This is a genomic window from Nocardia sp. 852002-20019_SCH5090214 (assembly GCF_001665865.1).
GTDB classification, from domain to species: Bacteria; Actinomycetota; Actinomycetes; order Mycobacteriales; family Mycobacteriaceae; genus Nocardia; species Nocardia nova.
In genome coordinates, this window is sequence record NZ_LZMK01000433.1 from 1 (window position 1) to 22,162 (window position 22,162).

The 22,162-nt window shown below is 68.3% G+C and carries 27 protein-coding genes and 1 pseudogene; 18 read left to right on the top strand and 10 right to left on the bottom strand.

Going from position 1 to position 22,162, the window contains the following annotated elements; translation table 11 throughout:
• Both A5780_RS37170 and A5780_RS37175 read right to left on the bottom strand, forming a co-directional pair.
• A partial coding sequence (locus A5780_RS37170; protein ID WP_064908197.1) for a hypothetical protein occupies positions 1-448 on the bottom strand: 448 nt, incomplete at its 3' end.
• A gap of 83 nt (positions 449-531) precedes the next feature.
• Entirely contained in the window at positions 532-897 is a 366-nt protein-coding gene (locus tag A5780_RS37175) for a nuclear transport factor 2 family protein (protein WP_063015804.1), read from the bottom strand.
• 87 nt (positions 898-984) lie between these two features.
• On the opposite strand from A5780_RS37175, the gene A5780_RS37180 reads away from it, so the two are divergent.
• Positions 985-1,779: a helix-turn-helix domain-containing protein gene (locus A5780_RS37180; protein ID WP_064911371.1), complete on the top strand. Its 795-nt coding sequence runs from the start codon at positions 985-987 to the stop codon at positions 1,777-1,779.
• Positions 1,780-1,836: 57 nt separating this feature from the next.
• On the top strand, positions 1,837-2,142 hold the full coding sequence (locus A5780_RS37185; protein WP_063015805.1) for a putative quinol monooxygenase: 306 nt from the start codon (positions 1,837-1,839) through the stop codon (positions 2,140-2,142).
• Between the two features lie 51 nt (positions 2,143-2,193).
• Here A5780_RS37185 and A5780_RS37190 read toward each other — a convergent pair whose 3' ends face one another.
• On the bottom strand, positions 2,194-2,787 hold the full coding sequence (locus A5780_RS37190; protein WP_082976942.1) for a TetR/AcrR family transcriptional regulator: 594 nt from the start codon (positions 2,785-2,787) through the stop codon (positions 2,194-2,196).
• 93 nt (positions 2,788-2,880) lie between these two features.
• On the opposite strand from A5780_RS37190, the gene A5780_RS37195 reads away from it, so the two are divergent.
• Positions 2,881-3,312 carry a tautomerase family protein gene (locus A5780_RS37195; protein ID WP_064911362.1) on the top strand — a complete coding sequence of 144 codons (432 nt, stop codon included), beginning with the start codon at positions 2,881-2,883 and terminating at the stop codon, positions 3,310-3,312.
• Positions 3,305-4,471 carry a zinc-binding dehydrogenase gene (locus tag A5780_RS37200; RefSeq protein ID WP_064911363.1) on the top strand — a complete coding sequence of 389 codons (1,167 nt, stop codon included), beginning with the start codon at positions 3,305-3,307 and terminating at the stop codon, positions 4,469-4,471. The genes A5780_RS37195 and A5780_RS37200 overlap by 8 nt, the downstream gene beginning before the upstream one ends.
• A 47-nt stretch (positions 4,472-4,518) precedes the next feature.
• Here the strand turns inward: A5780_RS37200 and A5780_RS37205 are convergent, their stop codons facing one another.
• Positions 4,519-6,195 carry a fumarate hydratase gene (locus tag A5780_RS37205; protein WP_082976943.1) on the bottom strand — a complete coding sequence of 559 codons (1,677 nt, stop codon included), beginning with the start codon at positions 6,193-6,195 and terminating at the stop codon, positions 4,519-4,521.
• 251 nt (positions 6,196-6,446) lie between these two features.
• Between A5780_RS37205 and A5780_RS37210 the strand changes: the two genes are divergently transcribed.
• The 6 genes from A5780_RS37210 (at position 6,447) to A5780_RS37235 (ending at position 11,750) form a co-directional block, all read left to right on the top strand.
• Positions 6,447-6,974, top strand: coding sequence for a MarR family winged helix-turn-helix transcriptional regulator (locus A5780_RS37210; RefSeq protein ID WP_064911365.1), 528 nt, complete (start codon positions 6,447-6,449; stop codon positions 6,972-6,974).
• Positions 6,975-7,126: 152 nt separating this feature from the next.
• Entirely contained in the window at positions 7,127-8,020 is an 894-nt protein-coding gene (locus A5780_RS37215) for an STAS domain-containing protein (protein ID WP_030518330.1), read from the top strand.
• Between the two features lie 12 nt (positions 8,021-8,032).
• Positions 8,033-8,407, top strand: a complete 375-nt coding sequence (locus A5780_RS37220; protein WP_030518329.1) for an STAS domain-containing protein — start codon at positions 8,033-8,035, stop codon at positions 8,405-8,407.
• Positions 8,407-8,823: an ATP-binding protein gene (locus A5780_RS37225; protein ID WP_369801617.1), complete on the top strand. Its 417-nt coding sequence runs from the start codon at positions 8,407-8,409 to the stop codon at positions 8,821-8,823. Before A5780_RS37220 ends, A5780_RS37225 begins: the two co-directional genes overlap by 1 nt.
• A complete protein-coding gene (locus A5780_RS37230) occupies positions 8,816-9,448 on the top strand; it encodes a SpoIIE family protein phosphatase (protein WP_030518327.1) in 633 nt (210 codons plus the stop codon). The genes A5780_RS37225 and A5780_RS37230 overlap by 8 nt, the downstream gene beginning before the upstream one ends.
• A 40-nt stretch (positions 9,449-9,488) precedes the next feature.
• On the top strand, positions 9,489-11,750 hold the full coding sequence (locus A5780_RS37235) for a SpoIIE family protein phosphatase (RefSeq protein WP_064911373.1): 2,262 nt from the start codon (positions 9,489-9,491) through the stop codon (positions 11,748-11,750).
• A 65-nt stretch (positions 11,751-11,815) separates the two neighbouring features.
• Here A5780_RS37235 and A5780_RS37240 read toward each other — a convergent pair whose 3' ends face one another.
• The gene (locus tag A5780_RS37240) at positions 11,816-12,709 is read right to left on the bottom strand and encodes a helix-turn-helix domain-containing protein (RefSeq protein ID WP_064911366.1); all 894 of its coding nucleotides are present in this window, start codon (positions 12,707-12,709) and stop codon (positions 11,816-11,818) included.
• A gap of 131 nt (positions 12,710-12,840) precedes the next feature.
• On the opposite strand from A5780_RS37240, the gene A5780_RS37245 reads away from it, so the two are divergent.
• The 5 genes and pseudogenes from A5780_RS37245 (at position 12,841) to A5780_RS37260 (ending at position 16,687) form a co-directional block, all read left to right on the top strand.
• Positions 12,841-14,049: an acyl-CoA dehydrogenase family protein gene (locus tag A5780_RS37245; RefSeq protein WP_063015831.1), complete on the top strand. Its 1,209-nt coding sequence runs from the start codon at positions 12,841-12,843 to the stop codon at positions 14,047-14,049.
• The gene (locus tag A5780_RS37250; RefSeq protein WP_064911367.1) at positions 14,046-15,068 is read left to right on the top strand and encodes a phosphotransferase family protein; all 1,023 of its coding nucleotides are present in this window, start codon (positions 14,046-14,048) and stop codon (positions 15,066-15,068) included. The genes A5780_RS37245 and A5780_RS37250 overlap by 4 nt, the downstream gene beginning before the upstream one ends.
• Positions 15,065-15,811 (top strand): SDR family oxidoreductase, encoded by a 747-nt coding sequence (locus A5780_RS37255; protein ID WP_064911368.1) that lies wholly within the window; start codon positions 15,065-15,067, stop codon positions 15,809-15,811. Before A5780_RS37250 ends, A5780_RS37255 begins: the two co-directional genes overlap by 4 nt.
• A gap of 33 nt (positions 15,812-15,844) precedes the next feature.
• A pseudogene (locus A5780_RS40535) lies at positions 15,845-15,928 on the top strand (SAM-dependent methyltransferase); the annotation flags it as partial.
• A gap of 420 nt (positions 15,929-16,348) precedes the next feature.
• On the top strand, positions 16,349-16,687 hold the full coding sequence (locus tag A5780_RS37260; protein ID WP_064911369.1) for a hypothetical protein: 339 nt from the start codon (positions 16,349-16,351) through the stop codon (positions 16,685-16,687).
• Positions 16,688-16,691: 4 nt separating this feature from the next.
• Here the strand turns inward: A5780_RS37260 and A5780_RS37265 are convergent, their stop codons facing one another.
• Positions 16,692-16,955, bottom strand: a complete 264-nt coding sequence (locus A5780_RS37265) for a DUF3618 domain-containing protein (RefSeq protein WP_036525761.1) — start codon at positions 16,953-16,955, stop codon at positions 16,692-16,694.
• On the bottom strand, positions 16,952-17,365 hold the full coding sequence (locus A5780_RS37270) for a phage holin family protein (RefSeq protein WP_063015813.1): 414 nt from the start codon (positions 17,363-17,365) through the stop codon (positions 16,952-16,954). The genes A5780_RS37265 and A5780_RS37270 overlap by 4 nt, the downstream gene beginning before the upstream one ends.
• 268 nt (positions 17,366-17,633) lie before the next feature.
• Between A5780_RS37270 and A5780_RS37275 the strand changes: the two genes are divergently transcribed.
• Entirely contained in the window at positions 17,634-17,972 is a 339-nt protein-coding gene (locus tag A5780_RS37275; RefSeq protein ID WP_030517651.1) for an STAS domain-containing protein, read from the top strand.
• A gap of 87 nt (positions 17,973-18,059) precedes the next feature.
• Here A5780_RS37275 and A5780_RS37280 read toward each other — a convergent pair whose 3' ends face one another.
• Positions 18,060-19,097: an LLM class F420-dependent oxidoreductase gene (locus A5780_RS37280; RefSeq protein ID WP_063015814.1), complete on the bottom strand. Its 1,038-nt coding sequence runs from the start codon at positions 19,095-19,097 to the stop codon at positions 18,060-18,062.
• 232 nt (positions 19,098-19,329) lie between these two features.
• Between A5780_RS37280 and A5780_RS37285 the strand changes: the two genes are divergently transcribed.
• Entirely contained in the window at positions 19,330-19,986 is a 657-nt protein-coding gene (locus A5780_RS37285; RefSeq protein WP_064901858.1) for a cyclodeaminase/cyclohydrolase family protein, read from the top strand.
• Positions 19,987-20,127: 141 nt separating this feature from the next.
• Positions 20,128-20,868: a L,D-transpeptidase family protein gene (locus A5780_RS37290; RefSeq protein WP_064901857.1), complete on the top strand. Its 741-nt coding sequence runs from the start codon at positions 20,128-20,130 to the stop codon at positions 20,866-20,868.
• Here the strand turns inward: A5780_RS37290 and A5780_RS37295 are convergent, their stop codons facing one another.
• Together A5780_RS37295 and A5780_RS37300 are read right to left on the bottom strand one after the other, a co-directional pair.
• On the bottom strand, positions 20,869-21,717 hold the full coding sequence (locus tag A5780_RS37295) for a bifunctional 5,10-methylenetetrahydrofolate dehydrogenase/5,10-methenyltetrahydrofolate cyclohydrolase (protein WP_063015817.1): 849 nt from the start codon (positions 21,715-21,717) through the stop codon (positions 20,869-20,871).
• The gene (locus A5780_RS37300) at positions 21,699-22,097 is read right to left on the bottom strand and encodes a hypothetical protein (protein WP_064911370.1); all 399 of its coding nucleotides are present in this window, start codon (positions 22,095-22,097) and stop codon (positions 21,699-21,701) included. The genes A5780_RS37295 and A5780_RS37300 overlap by 19 nt, the downstream gene beginning before the upstream one ends.
• Positions 22,098-22,162 lie beyond the last annotated feature (65 nt).

Genomic DNA, 22,162 nt, shown 5'->3' on the forward strand with positions numbered 1-22,162 from the left:
GCCGCAGAGCCGGCCCGAAGTGGGCGGAGAGGCGCTCGCACAACGGAATCAGAGCGGACTCCTCGATCCACGGACCGCTGTCCCACGAGTCGATGCCGAACCAGTTCACACAATCGGGGGTGCCTTGCGGGCGAACGAAGACATGCTGATGAAAGTGCGCAACGCTGCGGCCGGTAACCGCAGAGAAAACGAATTCGGGGGCAAGCTCGGCCCGCAGGGCGACGGCGGCCCGGCGAGCCGCCCACCCGATCGCGGCGCCTTCGGCGTCGTTCAGATCGGCCAAAGTCGGTGCGTGACGGACAGTTTCGACGAACAGGTAGCCAGGCATCGGTGAACCCTCGGACAGCGGACGGTGCGTCACCACCACCAGATCATCGGCGTAGATCACCGGACCGACCAGACGTCCGACGCCACGATGCTTATCACAGATCAGGCATTCGTTCCCCACTCGGCGACACTACCCCGAAAGCCGATGTGGCACTGGGGCTGCGGCGCTGGAGCATGCCGGCCGGACCGGCGATGACGCGGTGTTCAGAACATCCCGTTCGGGATCTGATCGGGTTCGGGGACGGGCTGGACGACATCCCAGTGTTCGATGATCTGCCCATTCTCGAGCCGCCAGATATCCACGACGGCGACATCGGGCTCATCGCCTCCGGGGGACATGCGGTAATGCAGTACCACGTAGTCGTCCTCGGCGATGACCCGCGCGAGTTCGAGGTGGGCGCCGGCGACCGGGGCGGTGGTGACGAACTCGATGAAATCGTCTCGACCGCTGGGGTTTCCGGGGCTGTGCTCGATGAAGTTCTCGTGTAGCAGGGTGCGGAGCACGTCGACGTTTCCTGCCGCGAACTCGCGGAAGCCGTCGACGACGAGTTGTTTGTCGGTCTGGTGCATGCGACGACTGTTGCTCAGGTGCGCGGGGCGCGTCGATTACATGCGGTGTAATGGCGGCCGCGCCCGGTGACCGAGCAGACTCGGAGCATGACGAGCGACCGGCCGATCGGGGAACTGCTGCGCGAATGGCGGCACCGCAGTCGGTTGAGCCAGCTCGATCTGGCCATTCAGGCGGAGGTGTCGCCTCGGCACATCAGTTTCGTCGAAACGGGACGGACGATTCCCAGCAGCGCGATGGTCCTGCATCTGGCCGAGCAGTTGCGGGTGCCGTTGCGGGAACGCAATCGACTGCTGGTCGCCGCCGGGCACGCACCGGTCTTCCGGGAGCAGCCCCTGCACGATCCCGATCTGGCCCGAGCTCGGGAGACCGTCCAGCAGGTGCTGCTGGGGCACGAGCCCTATCCGGCGCTCGCGGTGGACCGTCGATGGAATCTGTTGCTGGCCAACAGTGCCGTCGATGTATTCCTGCACGGAGCCGACCCGGCGCTGCTGGAGCCGCCGATCAACATGATGCGATTGGGACTGCATCCGGGCGGGCTGGCGCCGAGGATTCGCAATCCGGACCAGGTGCGCGGGTATCTGTTGCCCCGGCTCGCCCACCAGGCCGCACGCACGGGAGATCCGCAGCTGCACGCGTTGTACGCGGAACTGGCGGAGTTCGGCCCCGCGCACGAGCCTCAGCCTCCGGACCCCACCGAGATCGCCCTGCACATCCGGCTCGCGCATCGCGGGACAGAGCTGTGCTTGATCAACACGGTCACAACCTTCGGCGCGGCGTTCGACATCACGCTGGAGGAGATCGCCGTCGAAGCCTATTTCCCCGCCGATCTCGCGACCCGCCGGTTCTTCCAGACGAGCGCAACAAACGACGATCCGCGGTAGCCGAACCCACCCGAGACTCCGGCCCGCCCGCCGAGGCCGGCTGATACTCTCCGCTTCATGCCTGTGATCGTTGCCACCATCACCCCGAAGCCCGACAAATTCGACGAGGTCGCGGAACTCCTGACCCGTCTCATCCCGGAGGTCCACAACGAGGACGGGTGTGAGCTCTACGCCCTGCACCGGGGCAAGGACCGCTTCGTGTTCATCGAGAAGTGGCGCGACATGGCGGCCCTGGGCGCGCACGGCGCCGGGCCGAGCCTCAAGGCGTTGAACGAAGGACTCGAAGGCCTGGTCACCGGCTCGCTGGACGTCCAGGTTCTCGAAGCAGTCCCCGCGGGCGACCCGGACAAGGGCGCTCTCTAACCATTTCCTCGCGCCGCGCGGTGGCCGGACCGCGCGGCGTTTGTCATGCGCTCACCCCTCGCGGCGTGGCCCCGCTATCGCAGCCGCGACGATCGTTTCGAGCTCGGTGCCGATGCGGTCGAGCGCTCTGGTGCTGCGCTCGGCGCGGCACATCGCCACACTTCCCTCGACGGCGGCGACGGTCAGCGTGGCGATACGTTCGGCGGCGGCCTCATCGGCTCCATGGTCGCGCAGCGATGCGCTCAGCAGTTCGGTCCATCGAGCGAAGGCGGCGGCCGCTGCTTCGCGAGGGCCTTCCTCGACGTCGGCGAGCTCTTCGACCGACACCGCCAGTACGGGACATCCGGCCCGGAAATCGTTGTCCACCAGAATCTTTCGCCACGTGGCGAGGAACGCACGTAATCCTTCGACCGGTCCGTTGTCGAGCTCGCGGACCAGCAGCATGGCGGTCAGGTCACCGGCGAAGGTGACGGCCTCGGTGGCCAGCTGCGTCTTGCCACCGGGAAAGTAGTGGTATGTCGACCCCAGCGGCGCGTGGGCGTATTTGGCCAGTTCGCGCACACTGGTGGCGTTGAGGCCGCGCCGCCGGATCATATCGGCCGCGCCGGCCACCAACTTCCGGCGTGCATCCTGAGATTCCGCCACCCTAGCTCCTTGTCTATAACGCCCGTCATATAGTAGCGTGCGCCGATTATAACGGTCGTTATAAGCCGTTTCCCGAAGCGAAGGAGCACATCGATGCCGATGATCCACCTGACCGTGCCCGCCGGAGCCCTGTCCGGCCCGGCGCGCGACGAGCTGTTGCGATCACTTCCGACGACGCTGCTGAAGTGGGAAGGAGCGCCGGACACCGCGTTCTTCCGAGCGCAGGCGTGGTGCCGCGTCGAGGACGTGGCCGCCGGCGGATTCGCCGCACTCGAAGACGACCTGCCGCGCTTCCGGGTGGATGTGACCGTTCCCGAAGGCGGCCTGTCGCCACGCCGCAAAGCCGGACTCGTCACCGACGTCACCGAGCAGGTGCTCACTGCGGCCGGTCTCGCCGACGGCGACGCCTGGCGGGTGTGGGTACTGATCCACGAACAACCGGAGGGCACCTGGGGCGCCGGCGGAAGCATCGTGAAATTGGAGGAGCTGGCCGCGCTCGCACAGGGACGGCGCGACAATGCGTGAGCTGCAGTTCATCCGAGCCGGTCGGCTGGAGTGGCGGGAACGGCCCGCACCGGCGCTGCGCGATGCGCGCGACGCGCTGGTGCGCCCGATCGTGGCGGGCCGATGCGACGGCGACACCCTGCCGATTCACCGGCATGTGTCCCGGGCCATGCAGTTCGGCATCCGGGCGGGGCTGATCGATCCGGTCGTGGGCAGTATCTGCGGGCCGGTCCCGTTCCGGGGCCCGTTCGGCATCGGGCACGAATGCGTCGCCGAGGTCGTCGAGGTCGGCGCGGACATCCCGACCCTGCGTCGCGGTGACCTGGTCGTGGTCCCGTGGGCGATATCGTGCGGCGAATGCCGTGAATGCCGGCTGGGACTGACCGCGAAATGCTCCACGACGCGCACCTCCACCCTGGCGGCATTCGGATTCGGCCCGGCGAGCGGCCCGTGGGGTGGGATGGTCGCCGACCTGCTACGGATCCCGTTCGCCGACCACATGCTCGTTCCGCTTCCGGCCGGCGTCGACCCGCTGCGAGTCGCGGCCGCCAGTGACAACCTCGCCGACGCCTGGCGATGTGTGATTCCGGGTCTGCGGATCCGGCCCGGCGGAAAGGTCCTGGTGCTCGGTGGCGCGGCACAGAGCATCGGTCTGTACGCGGCCGGGCTGGCGGTCCGGCACGGCGCGGAGGTCGTCGACTATGTCGATCATCGGCGCGAACGGCTCGACATCGCCGAAAAGCTCGGCGCCAGAGCGCATTCCACGACGGCGAGGGGCAAGATCCGGCGCACCGACATTCCCCGCCGCGATTACGACATCGCCGTGGAAGGCACATCCACGGCCGCGGGCGTCGACGCCGCGCTGCGCTCACTGGCACCGGGCGGCTTCTGCCGGCCCGTCGGCTACTACCTACCGGTCGGCACCAAGGTTCCGCTGATGCACATGTACGCCAACGACGCCACCGTGAGTATCGGAGTCTCCCATGTCCGGCCGATCCTGCCGGATCTCCTGGATTTCGTTGCCCGGCACGACTTCCCCGCCGAAACGGTCACCACGCTCACGGCCGACTGGGACGACGCGCCCGAGGCGTACACCGCGCACACCACCAAACTGGTCCTGCACCGCGCACCGCTCCATGCCGCGGCGGACGGAGCCGCGCACGGTGGTCCGGCAGCGTAACCGGACCTCGGTCCCGGGCCGCTATCGGCAGCGGCCCGGGCCGAACCTCAGACCCGTTCCTTGGAGCGCGTCCGCACGCGCAGCGCGATCGGCTTGTGGGTTTCGGCGAAGAAGTCGTTGCCCTTGTCGTCGACCACGATGAAGGCCGGGAAGTCTTCGACGTCGATCTTCCAGACCGCTTCCATGCCGAGTTCCGGATATTCGAGGACCTCGACGTTCTTGATGCAGTCCAGAGCGAGGCGGGCGGCCGGGCCGCCGATGGAGCCGAGGTAGAAGCCGCCGTGCTCCTTGCACGCCTTGGTCACCTGCGCCGAGCGATTGCCCTTGGCGAGCATGACGAACGAGCCGCCCGCGGCCTGGAACTGGTCGACGTAGGAGTCCATGCGGCCCGCGGTGGTCGGCCCGAACGAGCCCGACGCGTAACCCTCGGGAGTCTTGGCGGGGCCGGCGTAGTAGACGGCCATATCGCGCAGGTACTGCGGCATCGGCTCGCCGGCGTCGAGGCGCTCCTTGATCTTGGCGTGCGCGATGTCGCGGGCCACCACCAGCGGACCGGTGAGCGAGAGCCGGGTCTTCACCGGGTACTTCGACAGCTCCGCGCGGATCTCCGACATCGGCCGGTTGAGGTCGACCTTCACCACGTCGCCGCCGAGGATCTCGTCGGTCTGCTCCGGAAGATATTGCGCCGGTTCGCGTTCCAGCTGCTCGAGGAACACACCCTCGGGGGTGATCTTGGCCAGCGCCTGGCGGTCGGCCGAACACGACACCGCGATCGCGACCGGGCAGCTCGCGCCGTGGCGAGGCAAACGGATCACCCGCACGTCGTGGCAGAAGTACTTACCGCCGAATTGTGCGCCGATCCCGAAGGACTGGGTCAGCTTGAAGACCTCCTCCTCCAGCTCCAGATCCCGGAAGCCGTGCGCGGCCATCGAACCCTCGGTCGGCATGGTGTCCAGATAGTGCGCGGAGGCGTATTTCGCTGTCTTCAAAGCGAATTCGGCGCTGGTGCCGCCGATGACCACGGCCAGGTGGTACGGCGGGCAGGCGGCGGTGCCCAGCGAGCGGATCTTCTCGTCGAGGAATTCCAGCATCCGGGTGGGGTTCAGGATGGCCTTGGTTTCCTGGTAGAGGAACGACTTGTTCGCCGAACCGCCACCCTTGGCCATGAACAGGAACTTGTAGGCCGGATGCGCGGGATCGCCCGCGGTGGAATACAACTCCACCTGCGCCGGCAGGTTCGATCCGGTGTTCTTCTCGTCCCACATGGTGATCGGCGCCAGTTGCGAATACCGCAGGTTCAGCTTGGTGTAGGCGTCGAACACGCCGCGCGAGATCCATTCCGCGTCGTCCGCGCCGGTGAGCACGCCCTCGGACTTCTTGCCCATCACGATGGCGGTGCCGGTGTCCTGGCACATCGGCAGGATGCCGCCCGCGGAGATGTTGACGTTCTTGAGCAGGTCCAGCGCGACGAAGCGGTCGTTACCGGAGGATTCCGGATCGTCGATGATCTTGCGCAGCTGGGCCAGGTGCGCCGGGCGCAGGTAGTGGCTGATGTCGTGCATCGCCTCGGCGGTCAGCATCCGCAGCACGTCGGGGTCGACCTGCAGGAAGGTGCGTCCGCCCGCTTCGAATGTGCTGACGCCCTCGGTGGTCAGCAACCGGTAGGGGGTCTCGTCGGCTCCGGTGGGAAGCAGATCCGAATAGCGGAACTCAGGCGCGGTCACGAATCGCACTCCTTGTGTGTCTGCGGGTGCACTCGGCCGGCGGGAGAACCGCTCGCGGCCGAAACAACGCTCCGACTCTAATCAGCACACCGCGTCACACCGAGGTCAGGCCAGCCTAATCTTCATTGCCGAGCACAAAGGTTGCACCTTCAATGCGGTGGGTGTAGGTGTCGATCCGATACCGCGATCACGGGTATCGCCGACAGCGGGAAGGCAATACCATGACCGACGCAGAACCCTGGAGAGGAATCGTGACCGAACCCCGTTGGCTCGACGATCTCGAAACGCGTGCGTGGCTCGGCTTCGTCTTCACCCGTGATCTCATCGCCGCCGCCGTCGGCCGCGACTCGCTGCGCGCCTCGAATCTCACCTACGTCGAGTACACGGTTCTGGCCCGGCTGGCCGACGCCACCGACCACCGGCGCAGCTTCGCCGAACTGGCGTCGGTGCTGGAATGGTCGCAGAGCCGGCTCTCCCACCAGATCACCCGCATGGAGAAGCGCGGGCTGGTCGCCCGCGAGGCCATCCCCGACGATGCCCGCCGCACCGCCGCCGTACTCACCCCGAAGGGTGCGGAAGTGCTGGCCACCGCGGCTCCCGCCCATGTCGAGAGCGTGCGGCGGCATATGATCGACGTCCTCGACCGCGACCAGCTGGCCGCACTCGCCGACATCTACGACACGTTGCTCGCTCATCATCGCGCGCCGGACCCGGGCGTCGAGGCCTGCATCGACCACAGCGGCGCCCTGCCCCGCGAACCCAGTCCGCAGCCGGGCTGATGGGGTGGCCGAGCACACACCTCCGCGACATGTTTCGATTGTTCGCCAGCGGGTATCGAGTGAGACTAGGCTCGACTGCGGCTTCTCGACGGCAGCCACGCGCGAGCGACCCCGACGAACCGACCTCCCTTAGGAAAGGGGCACGAGTTTTCATGTCCGACGTGTCCATCGGCCTCTCTCCGGATTCGATACCGGCGGGTCCGGTCGAGAATCTGCTGCCGCAACTGGTCGAACATCTGCGCCAGAATCGCACTGAGCTACGTGAGGAATGGGCACGTCGTATCGGGGATGCCGCACTGCTGACCGCGATGACCCCGGAGGAGATCTTCTCCGAGGCCACCTCCATCTACGACAACTACGTCGAGGCGCTGCAGACCGGTAGCGTCGAGGCGCTGCAGGCCTACGCCCGCGACCTGTCCGAACGCATCATCCCGCGAGGCGTCGAAACCGACGAGGTCGTCGGCATCGTGCTGCTGCTGCGAGATGTGCTCGCGCGCAGCCTGTTCGAGAAGTACCAGTCCGACTTCGAACTGCTCAAGCGGGTGCTCGACGCCTACGAGCCCGCGGCCAACCGGATCGCCAACACCGTGGCCATCTCGTTCGTGCAGGAGCGCGAGCGCGTCATCCGCCAGCAGCAGGAAGCCATCCGCGAGCTGTCGACGCCGGTGCTGCAGGTGCGTGAGCAGCTGCTGATTCTGCCGATCATCGGCGTGCTGGACAGCCAGCGCGCCCGGCAGCTCACCGAACAGCTCCTGCGCGCGATCCGCGCCAACCGCGCCAAGGTGGTCGTCATCGACATCACCGGTGTCCCGATGATCGACTCCACGGTCGCCAACCACCTGGTGCAGACCGTCGACGCGTCGAATCTGATGGGTGCCAACGTCATCATCACCGGCCTCTCGTCGGAGATCGCGCTCGCGCTGGTCACCATCGGCCTCGATCTGACGAAGATGAACGCGGTCGGTGACCTACAGGGTGGTATCGAGGAGGCCGAGCGATTGCTCGGCTACGAGATCTCGAGACTCACCGACCGCGACGGACGGTAGTCAAGGCGTCTCATGCCGGTACCCATTCTGAAGCAGGGCACCTACCTGATCGCGTCCGTGCAATCGGCTCTCACCGACGCCGATACCGAACGCCTGCAGGACGACTTGATGACCTACGTCAGCAAGTACCGTGCCCAGGGAATCATCGTCGACGTCACGGCCATCGACGTCATGGACTCCTTCGCCGCGCGCTCCCTGCGTACCATCGCGCACATGACCAAGCTGCGGGGGGCGGAGACGGTGATCGTCGGTCTGCAGCCCGAAGTGGCGTTCGCGATGGTCCAGCTGGGTCTGACCTTCGAAGGCATGCACACGGCTCTGGACCTCGAGGAGGGGCTGGCCTGGCTCAACAGACAGCTGCCCAACGGCCGGCGAAGCGGTCGGTGATCGTGGCCTCCGACAACGTGGTGATAGCGGTGAAGGTGTCGGGCGACATCGTGACCGCGCGACAGGCAGGGCGGGAGCTGGCTACCGAGCTGGGTTTCACGTTGACCGACATCACCATGATTTCCACGGCCATCTCCGAAATCGCCCGCAATATCACGAGTTACGCCGGAACCGGTGAGATCCGGGTCGCGGTGCAGGAGCGCGACGGCCGCCGGGCACTGGTCGTGCAGGCCCAGGACCAGGGGCCGGGTATCCGGGACATCCCCCGGGCGCTGGAGGACGGCTACTCCACCGGCCGCGGACTCGGGCTGGGATTACCCGGCGCGCGACGGCTGATGGACGGATTGATCGTGGAGTCGGCGCCCGGACAGGGAACGCTGGTGGAGATGTGGAAGTGGGTACCCACCGGTGCATGAGGACGGATCCGTCGGCACTGTCGAATGGGCGGTGGCGGGCCGCGCACTGCCGGGACAGCGCGTCTCCGGTGATCGGTCGGTCGTACTCGACGCCGGCGACGGTTCGGTGCTGTTCGCGGTGCTCGACGGGCTGGGGCACGGGGCCGCGGCCGCCGACGCCGCCGACCGGGCCGCGCAGGTCCTCGCCGACAATCGCGCCGAACCGCTCGACGTGCTGATGGTGCTGTGTCATCGCGCGATGGCCGACACCCGGGGTGCCGCGGTCTCGCTGGTGCTGTTCACCGGCGACGACGAACTGCAGTGGCTCGGGGTCGGCAACGTCGAATCCCGGGTGGTCGCCATCGGCCCCGGCAAACCCGCGGTGCGGGCGACAGCGCTGCTGACCGGGGGCATCGTCGGCTATCTGCTGCCGCCGAATCTGCAGACCCAGACCGTGGCGATCCGGCCCGGCGACGTGCTGGTGATGTCGACCGACGGCATCGTCAGCGATTTCGTCGACACCCTGGATCTGGCGCGGCCGACCACCGATATCGCCGACGACATCCTGCGCCATCACGTCAAGGACACCGACGACGCGCTGGTGCTGGCCGCGCGCCACCGCGGTCCGATCGCGGGTGCGTCGTGAGCCGGCCGAGCCGGCCGACGAGCGCACCACGGGTGCGGCCATGAGCGCGGTGCTGGCCGCATTCCGCGAAGCGTATGCGAATGCGCTTCGGCTGCACATGGATTCACCCACCCAGAACACCCTCGCCGAAGGGTACGAACTCGGTCGGCGCGCACTCGTCGAGGGCGTGAGCATTCTGGATCTGACCGAGCACCACTTCCGGCTGCTCGACGAACAAGGTCTGATCGCCGGCCCCGCGGCCCAGCACCTCGACGGTGATGCCGCGCAGCGCGCGCAGGCGGCGCTGGAATTCCTGCTGCAGACTCTCGCCGCGCTCGATGTCGCGACCCGCGGATTTCTCGACAGCACCCGCAGCTACGAATTGCAGCGGTTGCGGGCCGAGGATCTCGAGGGCCGCGATGCCTTCCGCACCGCACTGGTGGAGTCGCTGCAGGACGGCTTCTTCGTCGCCGCCGACGACGGAACCATCACCGAGGTCAACTCGTCCTTCGGCGCGCTGACCGGATACGGGCCCGACTCCGCCCCCTATCCACTGCCGCATCCGTGGACCGACGACGATTCCGCGGCGGACCATCCTGCGCTGGGCACCGAGGCCGCGCGCTTCGTGATGCCGGCGCGCCACCGCGACGGGCGGCGGGTGTGGCTGGCGGTCAGCACCAACTCGTTGCGCAATCCGGAAGACGACGAGCGACTCTTCGTGGGCACCATCCGCGATGTGACCGCCGAACACGACGCACAGGCCCGCGACCAGGCGGTCTCGCGGCTGGCCACCGCCGTCGGCGCCGCCACCACGGTCGCTGAAGTGCTGTCGGTGGGTCTCGAGGAACTGCGCCGGGCCATCGGCGCGGAAACCGCCGTGGTGTCGATGTGGGCGAATCGCCAGACCGCGCCGGAGTTGTACGTCTCGGGCCCGGTGGCCGGCGGCGACGCCGTCTCCCGGCAGGTGATCGACGCGCGGGCGCGGGCGCTGCTGGACCGGACCCGGATGCGGCCGCATCGCGCCATGTTCGCCATCCCCGAGGGCGCGGCGAGTTCCGAGGGCATCGTGGCGCCGCTGGGCGAAACCGGCGATGCCGCACTGTGGGTGCGCTTCGCCGCGCCGCGGGCGATCAGTTCCGGTGACTGGGCGCTGTTCTCACTGCTCGTCGGCCATCTCAGCCTGGCGGTGCAGCGCGCTCGCAACTTCGATCAGGCGCGCTCGACCTCGCTGACGCTGCAGCGCGCCATGCTGGGTCCGATCGAACTGCCGCCCGGTTTCGCGGTGCACTACGAACCGGCGCTGCCCCCGCTCGAGATCGGCGGCGACTGGTACGACGTGGTGCAGTTGCGCGACGGCACCCTGGGCATCGTGGTCGGCGACTGCGTCGGCCGCGGTCTGTCCGCGGCGGTGGTGATGGGCCAATTGCGCACCGCCGCACAGGCTTTGCTGCTGCGTGGCGCCGGGCCAGCTCAGTTGCTGGCCGAACTGGACGCGGTGGCCGCCCGCATTCCCGGCGCCATGTGCACGACGGTCTGCGCCGCCATCCTCGATCCGGTGCGCGGCCTGGTGCGGTACTCGAGCGCCGGGCATATGCCGCCCGTGCTGGCGGCGCCCGGTCACACCGGCCGGCTGCTCGAAGGCGGCCGCGCGGTACCGCTGGCCACCTTCGACATCCCGAACCGGCCCGAGGCGACCACCGCGCTCGAACCCGGCTCGACGCTGGTGTTGTTCACCGACGGCCTGGTCGAGCAGCGCGGCATCGATATCGACATCCGGTTCGACCAGATCGCCGACGAATTGTCCGGCGCCGCATCGCAACTGCCGCGCGAGGTGGCCGACGCGGTGCTGTCGCGGCTGCGCCCCGACGCGGGCTACGACGACGATATCGCGATGGTGGTCTACCGCCAGCCGCCCCGGCCACTGCACCTGGACATACCCGCCGAACCCGCACGGCTCTCGGGTGCGCGCCGCGCGCTGACGTCGTGGCTGTCCGCAGCCGCCGTCGGTCACGACCTCGCCGCCGATCTGGTCGCCGCCGCCAACGAGGCCTGCACCAACAGCATCGAGCACGCCTATCCCCCGGGCACCTCCGGCCACGTGACAGTCACCGCCGCCCATGTGCGCGGCGCGGTCTGCCTGGAGATCGTCGATTCCGGGGCGTGGCGGCCGCAGCCCGAGGATCCGGGCACCCGCGGACGCGGCCTGTCGATGATGCGCGCTCTCGCCGACGACGTGGAGATCGAGCAGACCGAGTCGGGCACGCGAGTGCGGCTGACCGCGAAATTGCCCCTGGTGACGTTCTCGGCAGCGAGCAGGGTCTGAGCAGGCCGGTCCGCGAACCGTACGGTCGTGGCCGACCAGCCCCGCGTCGACCCTTCGGTGCCCGATCAGCGCATGGACCGCACCGCGTTCCGCGTCTCGATACCGAGCAGGCCGAGGGCGAAATCCGCGTACTCGGTGGCGATCTGCTCAGGAGTGGCGGGCCCTTCGAGCCGGAACCATTGCGGCAGTGACGTACACATCGTGGCGATGGCGCGCCCGGCCACCCGCGCGTGGGCGGCGGTCAGGTTCGCCTCCGCCAGCGCGGTATCGATGTCCTCGTCGAGGCGATACTGAATCTCGTTGCGGGAGGCGGCGATTCGACGGCGATTGTCCGGTGTGAGGCTGCGCATCTCGCTGGCACCGATGAAGGCCAGCTCGCGGCGATGGGTGTGGAACAGGGCGAGAGCCTCGACCACGCGGATCAGCCGCTCGCGGCCACCGATCGCCTCGCCGCGCGCCGCCCGTGTGCGCCAATGCAATTCGTCCATGGTGAGGTCGAGGGCGCGGACGAGAAGCTCCTGTTTGTCCCGGTAGCGGTGATAGACGCCGGGCACACTCATTCCGGCGCGGTGGGCGATCGACCGCATGGTGGCGCCGTGATATCCGGTCTCGACGAAGGAATCGATCGCGGCGGCCAAGACGGGATCGATGTCCAGCGGCGGGAACTCACGCCAGGCGCGAGGCGCATCCGTTTCGGAAACGCCGGCCGTGCGAACACGCGGGCGTGGCGGCGGCGCGGGAGTTTCGCCGATCAGCCACGCGACGGTGGTGCCGAGCGCCGCGGCCAGGGCGCGCAGCCGGGCGATCGAGACGCCCGTCTTGTCGTTCTCGACGGCGCTGAGTGTGGCCGGACTGACGCCGATCCGTTCCGCTGTCGCGCGCAACGAGAGCCCGGCAGCGGTTCTCGCCTGCCGCACCCGGCTGCCCACACCCTGTCGATCTCGCTCGGCACTATCCATGATGTTCAGGATAACTGAACAGCGCCAGCGGGCTCAGAACACCGAATTGACAGGCTTTATCGTGTCATGCGAGTCTGCATGACAGGTGATTGCCGAGCGATCGTTCGGCGACTGAGATCGAGGAGTGGACCGTGGCGATCGAGCTGTCCCTGCCGCCCGAGGTACACGAGCTGGCCGAACGTACCCGCGCCTTCATCCGCGACCGGGTGCTGCCGCTCGAGGATGCGCACGACGGCGACATCACCGCCGCCGGTGGCGACACCTTCCGCGTCGAACTACAGAAGGCCGCCCGCGAGGCGGGTGTGTTCGCGCCGCACGCGCCGATCGAATACGGCGGCCACGGCCTCGGGATGTCGGACCGCGCACCCGTCTTCGAGGAGGCCGGCTATTCGCTGTTCGGCCCGACGGCGCTGAATATCGCCGCCCCCGACGAGGGCAATGTGCACATGCTCGCGCATATCGCGAACCCCGAGCAGAAGCAGCAGTACCTCGCGCCGCTCGCGCACGGCGACGTGCGCTCCGCCTTCGCGATGACCGAACCGGCGCCCGGCGCGGGCTCCGATCCGTCCGCGCTGGCCACCCGCGCGGTCCGCGCCGACGGCGGATGGCGGATCAACGGCCGCAAATGGTTCATCACCGGCGCCGACGGCGCGGGCTTCTTCATCATCATGGCCCGCACCTCGGGAGAGCCGGGCCAACGCGGCGGCGCGACCATGTTCCTGGCGCCGGCCGAGACTCCCGGCATCCGGGTCGGACGCCATCTCGACACACTGGATCGGTCGATGGTCGGCGGGCACTGCGAGGTGTTCTTCGAGGATCTGCTGGTTCCCGAGGAGGCCGTCCTCGGCGAGGTAGACCGCGGCTTCGAATACGCTCAGGTCCGCCTCGGCCCGGCCCGCATGACGCATGTGATGCGCTGGCTCGGCGCCGCCCGCCGCGGACACGACGTCGCGGTAACGCACGTGGCCCGGCGCGAGGGCTTCGGCTCGCGACTGGGTGATCTCGGCATGGTACAGAAGATGATCGCCGACAACGAGATCGATATCGCCGCCACCCGCGCACTGCTCACCCGCGCGTGCTGGGAACTCGACCGCGGCGAACCGGCCGCCAACGCCACCTCGATCGCGAAAACCTTTGCGGCCGAGGCCATTTTCCGGATCGTCGACCGCAGTATGCAGATGTGCGGCGGTCTCGGCGTGTCGGGTGATCTCCCGCTGGCGCGGCTCTCGCGTGAGGTGCGTCCCTTCCGCATCTACGACGGACCATCCGAGGTCCACCGGTGGGCTATCGCGAAACGTGCGGTCGGCGCCGCGAAGCGGGCATTGCGAGCAGCCGAATGAGCCTGCCCGGAATGGATGTCGCCGCGCTCGACCGGTTCCTGCGCGAGCAGGGCGTCGACGTGCGCGGTGAGCTGCGTGTGGAGCTGATCAGCGGCGGCCGTTCGAATCTGACCTTCGTCGCCGCCGACGAGGCGTCGCGGTGGGTGGTGCGCCGCCCGCCGGTCGCGGGCCTCACCCCGTCCGCGCACGATATGGCCCGCGAGTTCACGGTGACCCACGCCCTGCGCGAATCGGCTGTGCCCGTGGCGAAGACGGTCGCCTTCGACGCCGACGGCGCCACACTCGGCGCGCCCATGACCGTCGTGGAATTCGTCGACGGCACCGTCATCCGCGATCAGGACGACCTCGCCGCCCTCACCGACACCCAGATCGACGCCGCCGTCGACGAGCTGGTGCGTGTACTGGCCGAGCTGCACGCCGTGGATCCGAACGCGGTCGGACTCGAGAAATTCGGTCGCCCGGACGGATTCGTCACCCGGCAGGTGAATCTGTGGGCCTCGCAGTGGGAACGGGTGAAGACCCGCGAACTTCCCGACGTCGCGGCCCTGCACACCGCGCTGGCCGCGGCGGTGCCCGGCCGGTCGGCGGCCTCGATCGTGCACGGCGACTTCCGCATCGACAACACCATTCTCGATGTGCGCGATCCCGGTCGGGTCCGCACCGTCGTCGACTGGGAGCTGTCCACCCTCGGCGATCCGCTGACCGATGTGGCGTTGATGTGCGTGTACCGGGCGCCGATCTTCGATCTGGTGCTCGGTTCGCCGGCCGCGTGGACCAGCGACCGTATGCCCGGCGCCGACGATCTCGCCCAGGCCTATGCCCTCGCGTCGGGCCGCGATCTCGGGGACTGGGGCTTCTATCTCGCCCTGGCCAATTTCAAGCTCGGCGTCATCGGCGAAGGCATCACCCACCGCGCGCTGCGGGGCTCGGACGCCGGCTCCGCCGCCGAACGCGCGGCCGAGGCGACACCGGAATTCATGGCCGCCGGCCTGCGCGCACTGAAAGGAGTCCGGAAGTGACCGGAAATCGGAAGTCCGCCCTGATCAGCGGGGCGTCCCGCGGTATCGGGCTCGGCATCGCGAACAGGCTTGCCGAACAAGGCTATTCGCTCACCGTCACCGCGCGTGACGCCTCGCGCCTCGACGAGGTTGCCGCGCAGCTGCGGGCGGCCGGCGCCACCGACGTCGTCGCCGTGGCCGCCGATATGTCCGACACCGACGGCGTCGAGCGGGTGCTGGCCGAGCATGCGCACCGATTCGGCACCCTGTCGGCGCTGATTCTCAACGCGGGGGTCGGCACCGCCGGTCCGGTCGCCGACACGTCCATGCGGCGCTTCGACAAAACCCTCGCGGTCAATCTGCGTGCGCCGCTGCAACTCATCCAGGGCGCGTTGCCGATGCTGCGCGCCGCCGCCGCGGCCGCGCCCGACCGCGGCGCGAAAGTGATTGCGCTGTCGTCGATCACGGGTGTCTATGCCGAAGCCGGACTCGCCGTCTACGGCGCGGCCAAGGCGGCACTCATCTCCCTGATCGCCACCCTCAACGCCGAGGAATCGGGTAACGGTATCAGCGCTACCACCCTCGCCCCCGGCTATGTCGACACCGATATGAGCGCGTGGATCCACGACCGCATCCCGCCGGAGCGGATGCTCGCTGTCAGCGACATCGTCGAAATGGTCGATGCCCTGCTGCGGTTGTCGTCGCGAGCGGTGGTCCCGAACATCGTTGTGTCCCGCGCGGGAAGCGACGCCTACCGCGCATAGCGACCTCGCTGCCGCCGGATTCCGGTCCGGCGGCAGAATCCGCGACTGCGGGTGGAAATCTTCGATATCGGCGCGGTCGTCTACTTTCTACGCAAGGTGATCTGGATCGTTCCGGATCACCTCGCTAGTTCGCCAAGAATTAGCTGCGGCTGCCTCCGTAAATCTCGACATTCCGGCGAGCAACGCGCCGACGATCGCTCTTGGAAGTGGGCACTCACTTCGGCTCAGGGGCGGACATGATGCGGCGATGTAGATGACCTCATCGCCCCACTCGCGGAAACACGAACGACATCAAGATCATCCGAAAACCCGCGACGACGTCGTCGAATCCCCCGTCGTACCCAGCAAACAGCACCGGACGAGCGTGCCTGTCAACCCCCGGACACGGGTTTGCCCGCCTCAGCGTTCGGGAAATACCTTCTGAGTTTGCTAGGTATTCGCGGGTCTGTCCGCGAGAGGTACAGCGGCGGAACGACCCGGCGGGCGGGCATCAGCTCGCCGGTGGTTCCGATTGCGGACGACGCGAGGAGGACTGCCATGAGTTTTCTGGCCCTCGGCTTTCTGCGCACGGAGGTGTCCCACCTGCACCAGGAGTGGGATGCGGCGCAGATCCGTTGTCTGGCACGACGTTTGGGTTACACACTGTCGGAAACGGTCGCCTTCGGCGATCGCACCGACAATCCGGTCCAGTTCCTGATCGGCGCGGCGATCATTCACGATGCCGAAGCGGTGATCGTGCCCAGCGTCGAGCACTTTCCCGACGGCATCGTGCCCGCCGAACTCGTCGAGGTCACCGATGTGATCACCGTCAGGCCCGAGCGCACCTACGCGCGCTGGCCCCTCGGGGAGACGCCCGGCGCCGGCGGTGCGAACTGACTCGTCACGACCGCTTGCGCCGCACCAGCCAGACCGCGGCCACCGCGCCCGCCGCCGTCACGCCGATCGCCGGTAGCGGGATCTGCTTGACGACCTGCGCGGCCCGGTCCGCATTGTCCTGAGCGGACCGGGCACCGCGGTGCAGCCGCTCGCGGGTGCGACCGGGCACGTCGAGCTTGTCGCTCAGCGCCTGCACCGTTCGGCCCAGTTCCTCGCGCGTCAGATCCCGGTCGTAACGCAACGCTTCCGGATCGGAAGGGATGTTCATCGCCGAGTCCTCTCCTTGATGACGGCAACATCTTCCCGGACATTCGCGGCGGCATCCTCCGGTATCGGCGGACTCCCCTTGCGGATGCTCGTCCGCCCGAGGAGACCGAGGACGCCGGCGACCACGGCCAGCGCGCCGGCCACGATCAACGCGGCCGCCCATGCGGGCAACACCAGCGCCAGACCCAAGATCGCCGCCGCGACCAGCGCGCCGATGACCGCGAGCCCCAGCACGGCGGCGGCACCGACGAGTCCGGCGCCGGCTCCCAGCCGTTTGGCCTTGCCCTGCGCCTCGACGACGGCGAGTTTCGCCTCCTCACGGACCAGCCGGCTCAGTTGCTCCGTGGTGGTGCCGACCAATTCGGCCACCGACGCCGTCTCCGGCGCTCGGCCGTTCTCGATATGCGCCATGACCAACCACTCCTCCGGGCGCCGATCGAATCGGGCGACCTCGCTCCGCCCGCGAGCGAACCGCCTCTCCGGTTGTGCTCGCGATACCCGGGAAATCCGCGATAACACCTCCGGCGGGGCGCACGGGCGCGGGATTCCGCGTGCGTCGCACGGTTAACTCCTTGCGCCGGAAAGCAATTGCCCGGCCGGAGAGAGCCTCGGGTACCCAGCAGGTAGATTGACAACCGTGACCAATACTTCCGGAGACGCGTATCCCCTCGCCGACGCGATGACCACCTCGGTCAGCGTGCACGACGATGCGACCGTGCTCACGGTGGCCGGCGAGGTCGACCTGGCGACCGCTCCCGCACTGGAGAGTGCGATCGAGGCGACCCTCGGCGGTAAACCCGCGGCGCTGATCATCGACCTGTTGCAGGTGAGTTTCCTGGCCTCGGCCGGTATGGCCGCGCTGGTGGCCGCTCATCAGCGGGCCGGCTCCGCCACGAGCATCGTCCTGGTCGCCGAGGGACCGGCCACCAGCAGACAGCTCAAACTGACCAATCTCGATCAGGTATTCGCCCTGCACCCCACCCTCGACGCCGCGCTCGCGGCGCTGCACCAGGGCTGATCCGGAGACCGAGTGCCCAGGGACCGAGCGCCCAGGGACCGAGCGGCCAGGGCCGGCAGCCCGGAAGCGGACTGCCGGCCACGCCGGTCAGACCAGCTCGCGCAGCTGTTCGATCAGCTTCACCCGTTCCGGCGCGGTCGCGGCGAGCGGAACCACGTTCAGCACCGTGACCCCGGCCTCCCGGAACGCCGCCACCCGCTCCTTGACGAAGCCCGCCGAACCGATCAGCGAGATGTCGCGCACCAGATCGTCGGGCACGACCTTGGCGGCCTCGTCCTTCTTCCCGGCCAGATACAGCTCCTGGATGCGGTCGGCCTCGGCGCCGTAACCGTACTGAGTGGCCAACGAGTGGTAGAAGTTCTTGCTCTTGGCGCCCATCCCGCCGATGTAGAGGGCCAGATGCGGTTTGACGAACTCCCGCAGCGGCTCCACGTTGTCGCCGATCGCCAGCGCCGGTCCGGCATAGACGTCGAGGTCGCCGAGTTCCGGATCCCGTTTGGCCTTTCCGGCCGCCAGCGCTTCACCCCACACGTCGCCGGCCTTCTCCGGTAGGAAGAAGATCGGCTGCCAGCCCTCGGCCAGTTCGGCGGCCAACTGCACGTTCTTCGGGCCGAGCGCGGCCAGCAGCACCGGGATACGGTCGCGCACCGGGTGGTTGATCAGCTTCAGCGGCTTGCCCAGTCCGGTGCCGCGTTCGGCGGGCAGCGGGATCGTGTAGTACTTGCCCTGGTATTCCAGGCGTTCGCGCCGCCACACCTTGCGGCAGATCTCCACGACCTCGCGGGTGCGGCCGATCGGCGCGTCGTAGGGCACACCGTGGAACCCCTCGATGACCTGCGGTCCGGAGGCGCCCAGACCAAGCACGTAGCGGCCGTCGGAGACGTAGTCCAGACCCGCGGCGGTCATCGCGGTGAGCGTGGGCGTGCGGGTGTAGAGCTGCAGAATGCCCGAGGCCAGCTGCACCCGCTCGGTCTTGGCCGCCAGATATCCCAATCCGCTCACCGCGTCGTAGGAGTAGGCCTCGGGCACGAAGACGATGTCCAGGCCGGCCCGTTCCAGATCGGCGACCTCGGCCGCGACCTCTTTGAAGCCCCCCGCATAGTTGATGCCCAACCCGATTCGCATCGTATGCAACTCCGTTCATATGCAACCAGTTGCAGTAAGATTATCGCACTGCACCACCCGTCACAAACCGCGATCCGCCGCCGCGGCCGGGGTGGCCTCGGGCTCCATCCTGCACACCGCCCGTACGCCGTCCGCGACAGGGCGGTGCGGCCCGGTCGATGATCGGGCGCGCGGCCCGGTACGGTTATCGGCGTACCGCACGCCGATTCCTCGAAACGGGAGGCCCCGCAGCATGTCTCAGGACACCGCGTCGTCGCCGGACACCACGACGTTCGGAGAGTCGACGATCGGCCGCTACCTGGACGATCTCGCCGCCAAGATCCCCGCGCCCGGCGGCGGTGCGGTCGCGGCGCTGCACGCCGCCCAGGGAGCCGCCCTGGTGGCGATGGTGGCCCGCTACACCACCCGCGCCAAGGACGCCGACAACCGCCCGGCGATCGATCGGATCATCGCGGCGGCCGACGCCGCCCGTGAGCGCGCGCTGGCCCTTGCCGACGCCGACGCCACCGCCTTCACCGCGGTCGGCGCCGCCTACAAGCTGCCCAAGGACACCGACGAGCAGGTCGCGGCCCGCAAGGAGGCGATCGCCTCGGCACTGCTACAGGCCGCGCGGGTGCCCGCCGCAGTGGTCACCGAAGCCGACGAGGTGCTCTCACTGGCCGCGGATCTGCTGCCGATCGGCAATCCGAACGTGGTCACCGACATCGGCGCCGCCGCCGACGCCGCGCGGGCCGCGGCCGCCAGTTCACAGTTGAATATCGCCATCAACGTCGGCTCGCTCGGCGACCACGAGACCGAGGAGTTCGCACCCGCGCTGCAGCGCATCGAGGAGATCTTCGCTCGTGCGGATGCACTGCACACGGACGTTCTCGCTGCCGTCGTCGGCTGATCGCATTACCACACCCCTCGGCTAAACCTCGGTTTGCCACACCGTAACTGTCGTTACGAAGCGAAAACTATTCCGGCGACCATGATCATCCGGAACTAGGATCGAGGTCCTGATCCACACACCACCTGAGGGGGTGGAGCCATGAGGACCATGATGCGTCATGTATTCCTGGCGACAGTCATAGCAGTACTGGCCGCAGTCACCACGGGCACAGCGGCAGCGGTGCTGGTAACACCACAAACCACATCCGTGGCCTCGATTTCACCGAGCAACGGCGCCGTCGTCGGAATCGCCCATCCGGTCACCGTCCGGTTCACCGCACCCGTCACCGATCGCGCCCGCGCCGAACGATCCGTGCACGTCGGCGACCGGGCCGGGACGTTCTCCTGGGCCGACGACAAGGAACTGGTCTGGAACTCCACCGGATACCTGCCGGCCGATGCGCGATTCACCGTGACCGCCGGCAACGTTCGATCCGAATTCCGGACCGACGGCGGGACCAGTGCCGATGCCGACATGTCGGCGCATACGTTCACCGTGTTCATTCCCGGGCAGGCGCCACGGGTCATGCCCGCCTCGATGGGTAAGCCCGGACGCGAGACTCCGGTGGGCACCTTCCCCGTGATGGAGAAGGACCGCACCATCATCTTCGACTCCCGCACCATCGGTATTCCGCTCGACGATCCGGAGGGCTACTACCTGACCGGCGAGTTCGCCGAACGGCTCACCTCGGGCGGCGTCTTCGTACATTCGGCGCCGTGGTCGGTCGGGCAGCAGGGTAATTCGAATGTCAGCCACGGCTGCATCAACCTGGCCCCCGCCGATGCCGAGTGGTACTACGACAACGTGAGTGTGGGCGATCCGGTGACCACCCACTGGTGATCAGCGTGCCGCTTCGGCCGCCTCCACGACGTGCCGCATCAGTAGCGCGGTGGTGACGGGTCCGACACCACCGGGAACCGGACTCAGTGCGGCCGCCCGGCCCTCGACCGAAGCGGCGTCCACATCGCCGACGATGCCACCGTCGGGTCCCTCGTTGGTACCCACGTCGATGACCACAGCGCCCTCGCGCACGTGGTCGCCACCGATCAGCCCGGCCCGCCCGGCCGCCGCGACCACGATATCGGCGGCCGAGGTGACCGCCGGCAGGTCCGTGGTGCGCGAATGGCACACCGTCACCGTGGCATTCTCGGCCAGCAGCAGCTGTGCCAGAGGTTTGCCCACCACATTCGACCGGCCGACGACCGCGACGTGCCGGCCCGCCATCGCGATGTCGTGATGTTTGGCCAGCTCCACCACCGCCTGTGAGGTGGCGGGCGGGAATCCGGGCAGTCCGGCGGCGAGCAGTCCCAGCGACAGCGGGCTGACGCCGTCGACATCCTTGGCTGCGGCGATGGCCGAGCTGACGTCGTTGAGTTCCACGCCCGCGGGCAGCGGCGTCTGCAACATCACCGCGTGCACCGCCGGGTCCTCGCTGAGCTTCGCCAGCGCCTCGCGAATCTCCGCGGCACTCGCTTGCGCTCCGAGATCGGTTGTCTCACAGTCGATTCCGAGTCGTCCGGCCGCGCGCTGCAACGAGTTGACATACCACCCGCTGGCCGGATCGTCGTTGGCCACCACCAGCACCAGGCGGGGGGCGGCCCCGCCTTCGGCCAGTGCGGCGGCGCGGTTCTTCGTCTCGGCGTTGAGGTCGGCTGCGAGTTGTTTGCCGGTCAGCGGTATGGTGTCCACCCGGCCACCCTATCGGGCCGCGTACCAGCGCCCACGGCCGCGCCGATGGCGCCGATGAGATTGCGGGCCCCCTGGGCCATGCCGGGGTCGATGGCCGCCAGCCGGTTGAACGCGGCTTCGCGAGTGAGCAGATCGCCGGTGTAGTCCGACCAGATACCCTGCAGGGCCAGCGCCTGCGCGTCGTCGGGTGTGGCGTCCAGCAGCGAGCGCAGGTCGGCCAGACCCGCGGCGTCGTTGCCGTTGACGAAGTTCTCCTGAGCCGAGTTGTAGAGCGGCGCCGGTCCGTCGGCGGCCGTGGCCGTCGTGGTGAGTGGTCCGGCCAGCAGCGCGGCCGCCGAGGCCGCGACGAGAAGATGTTTGACACGTCTGGCGATGTTCACTGCAGTCGACACCTTTCCGGGCGAGCAGTCCCAGCGACAGCGGGCTGACGCCGTCGACATCCTTG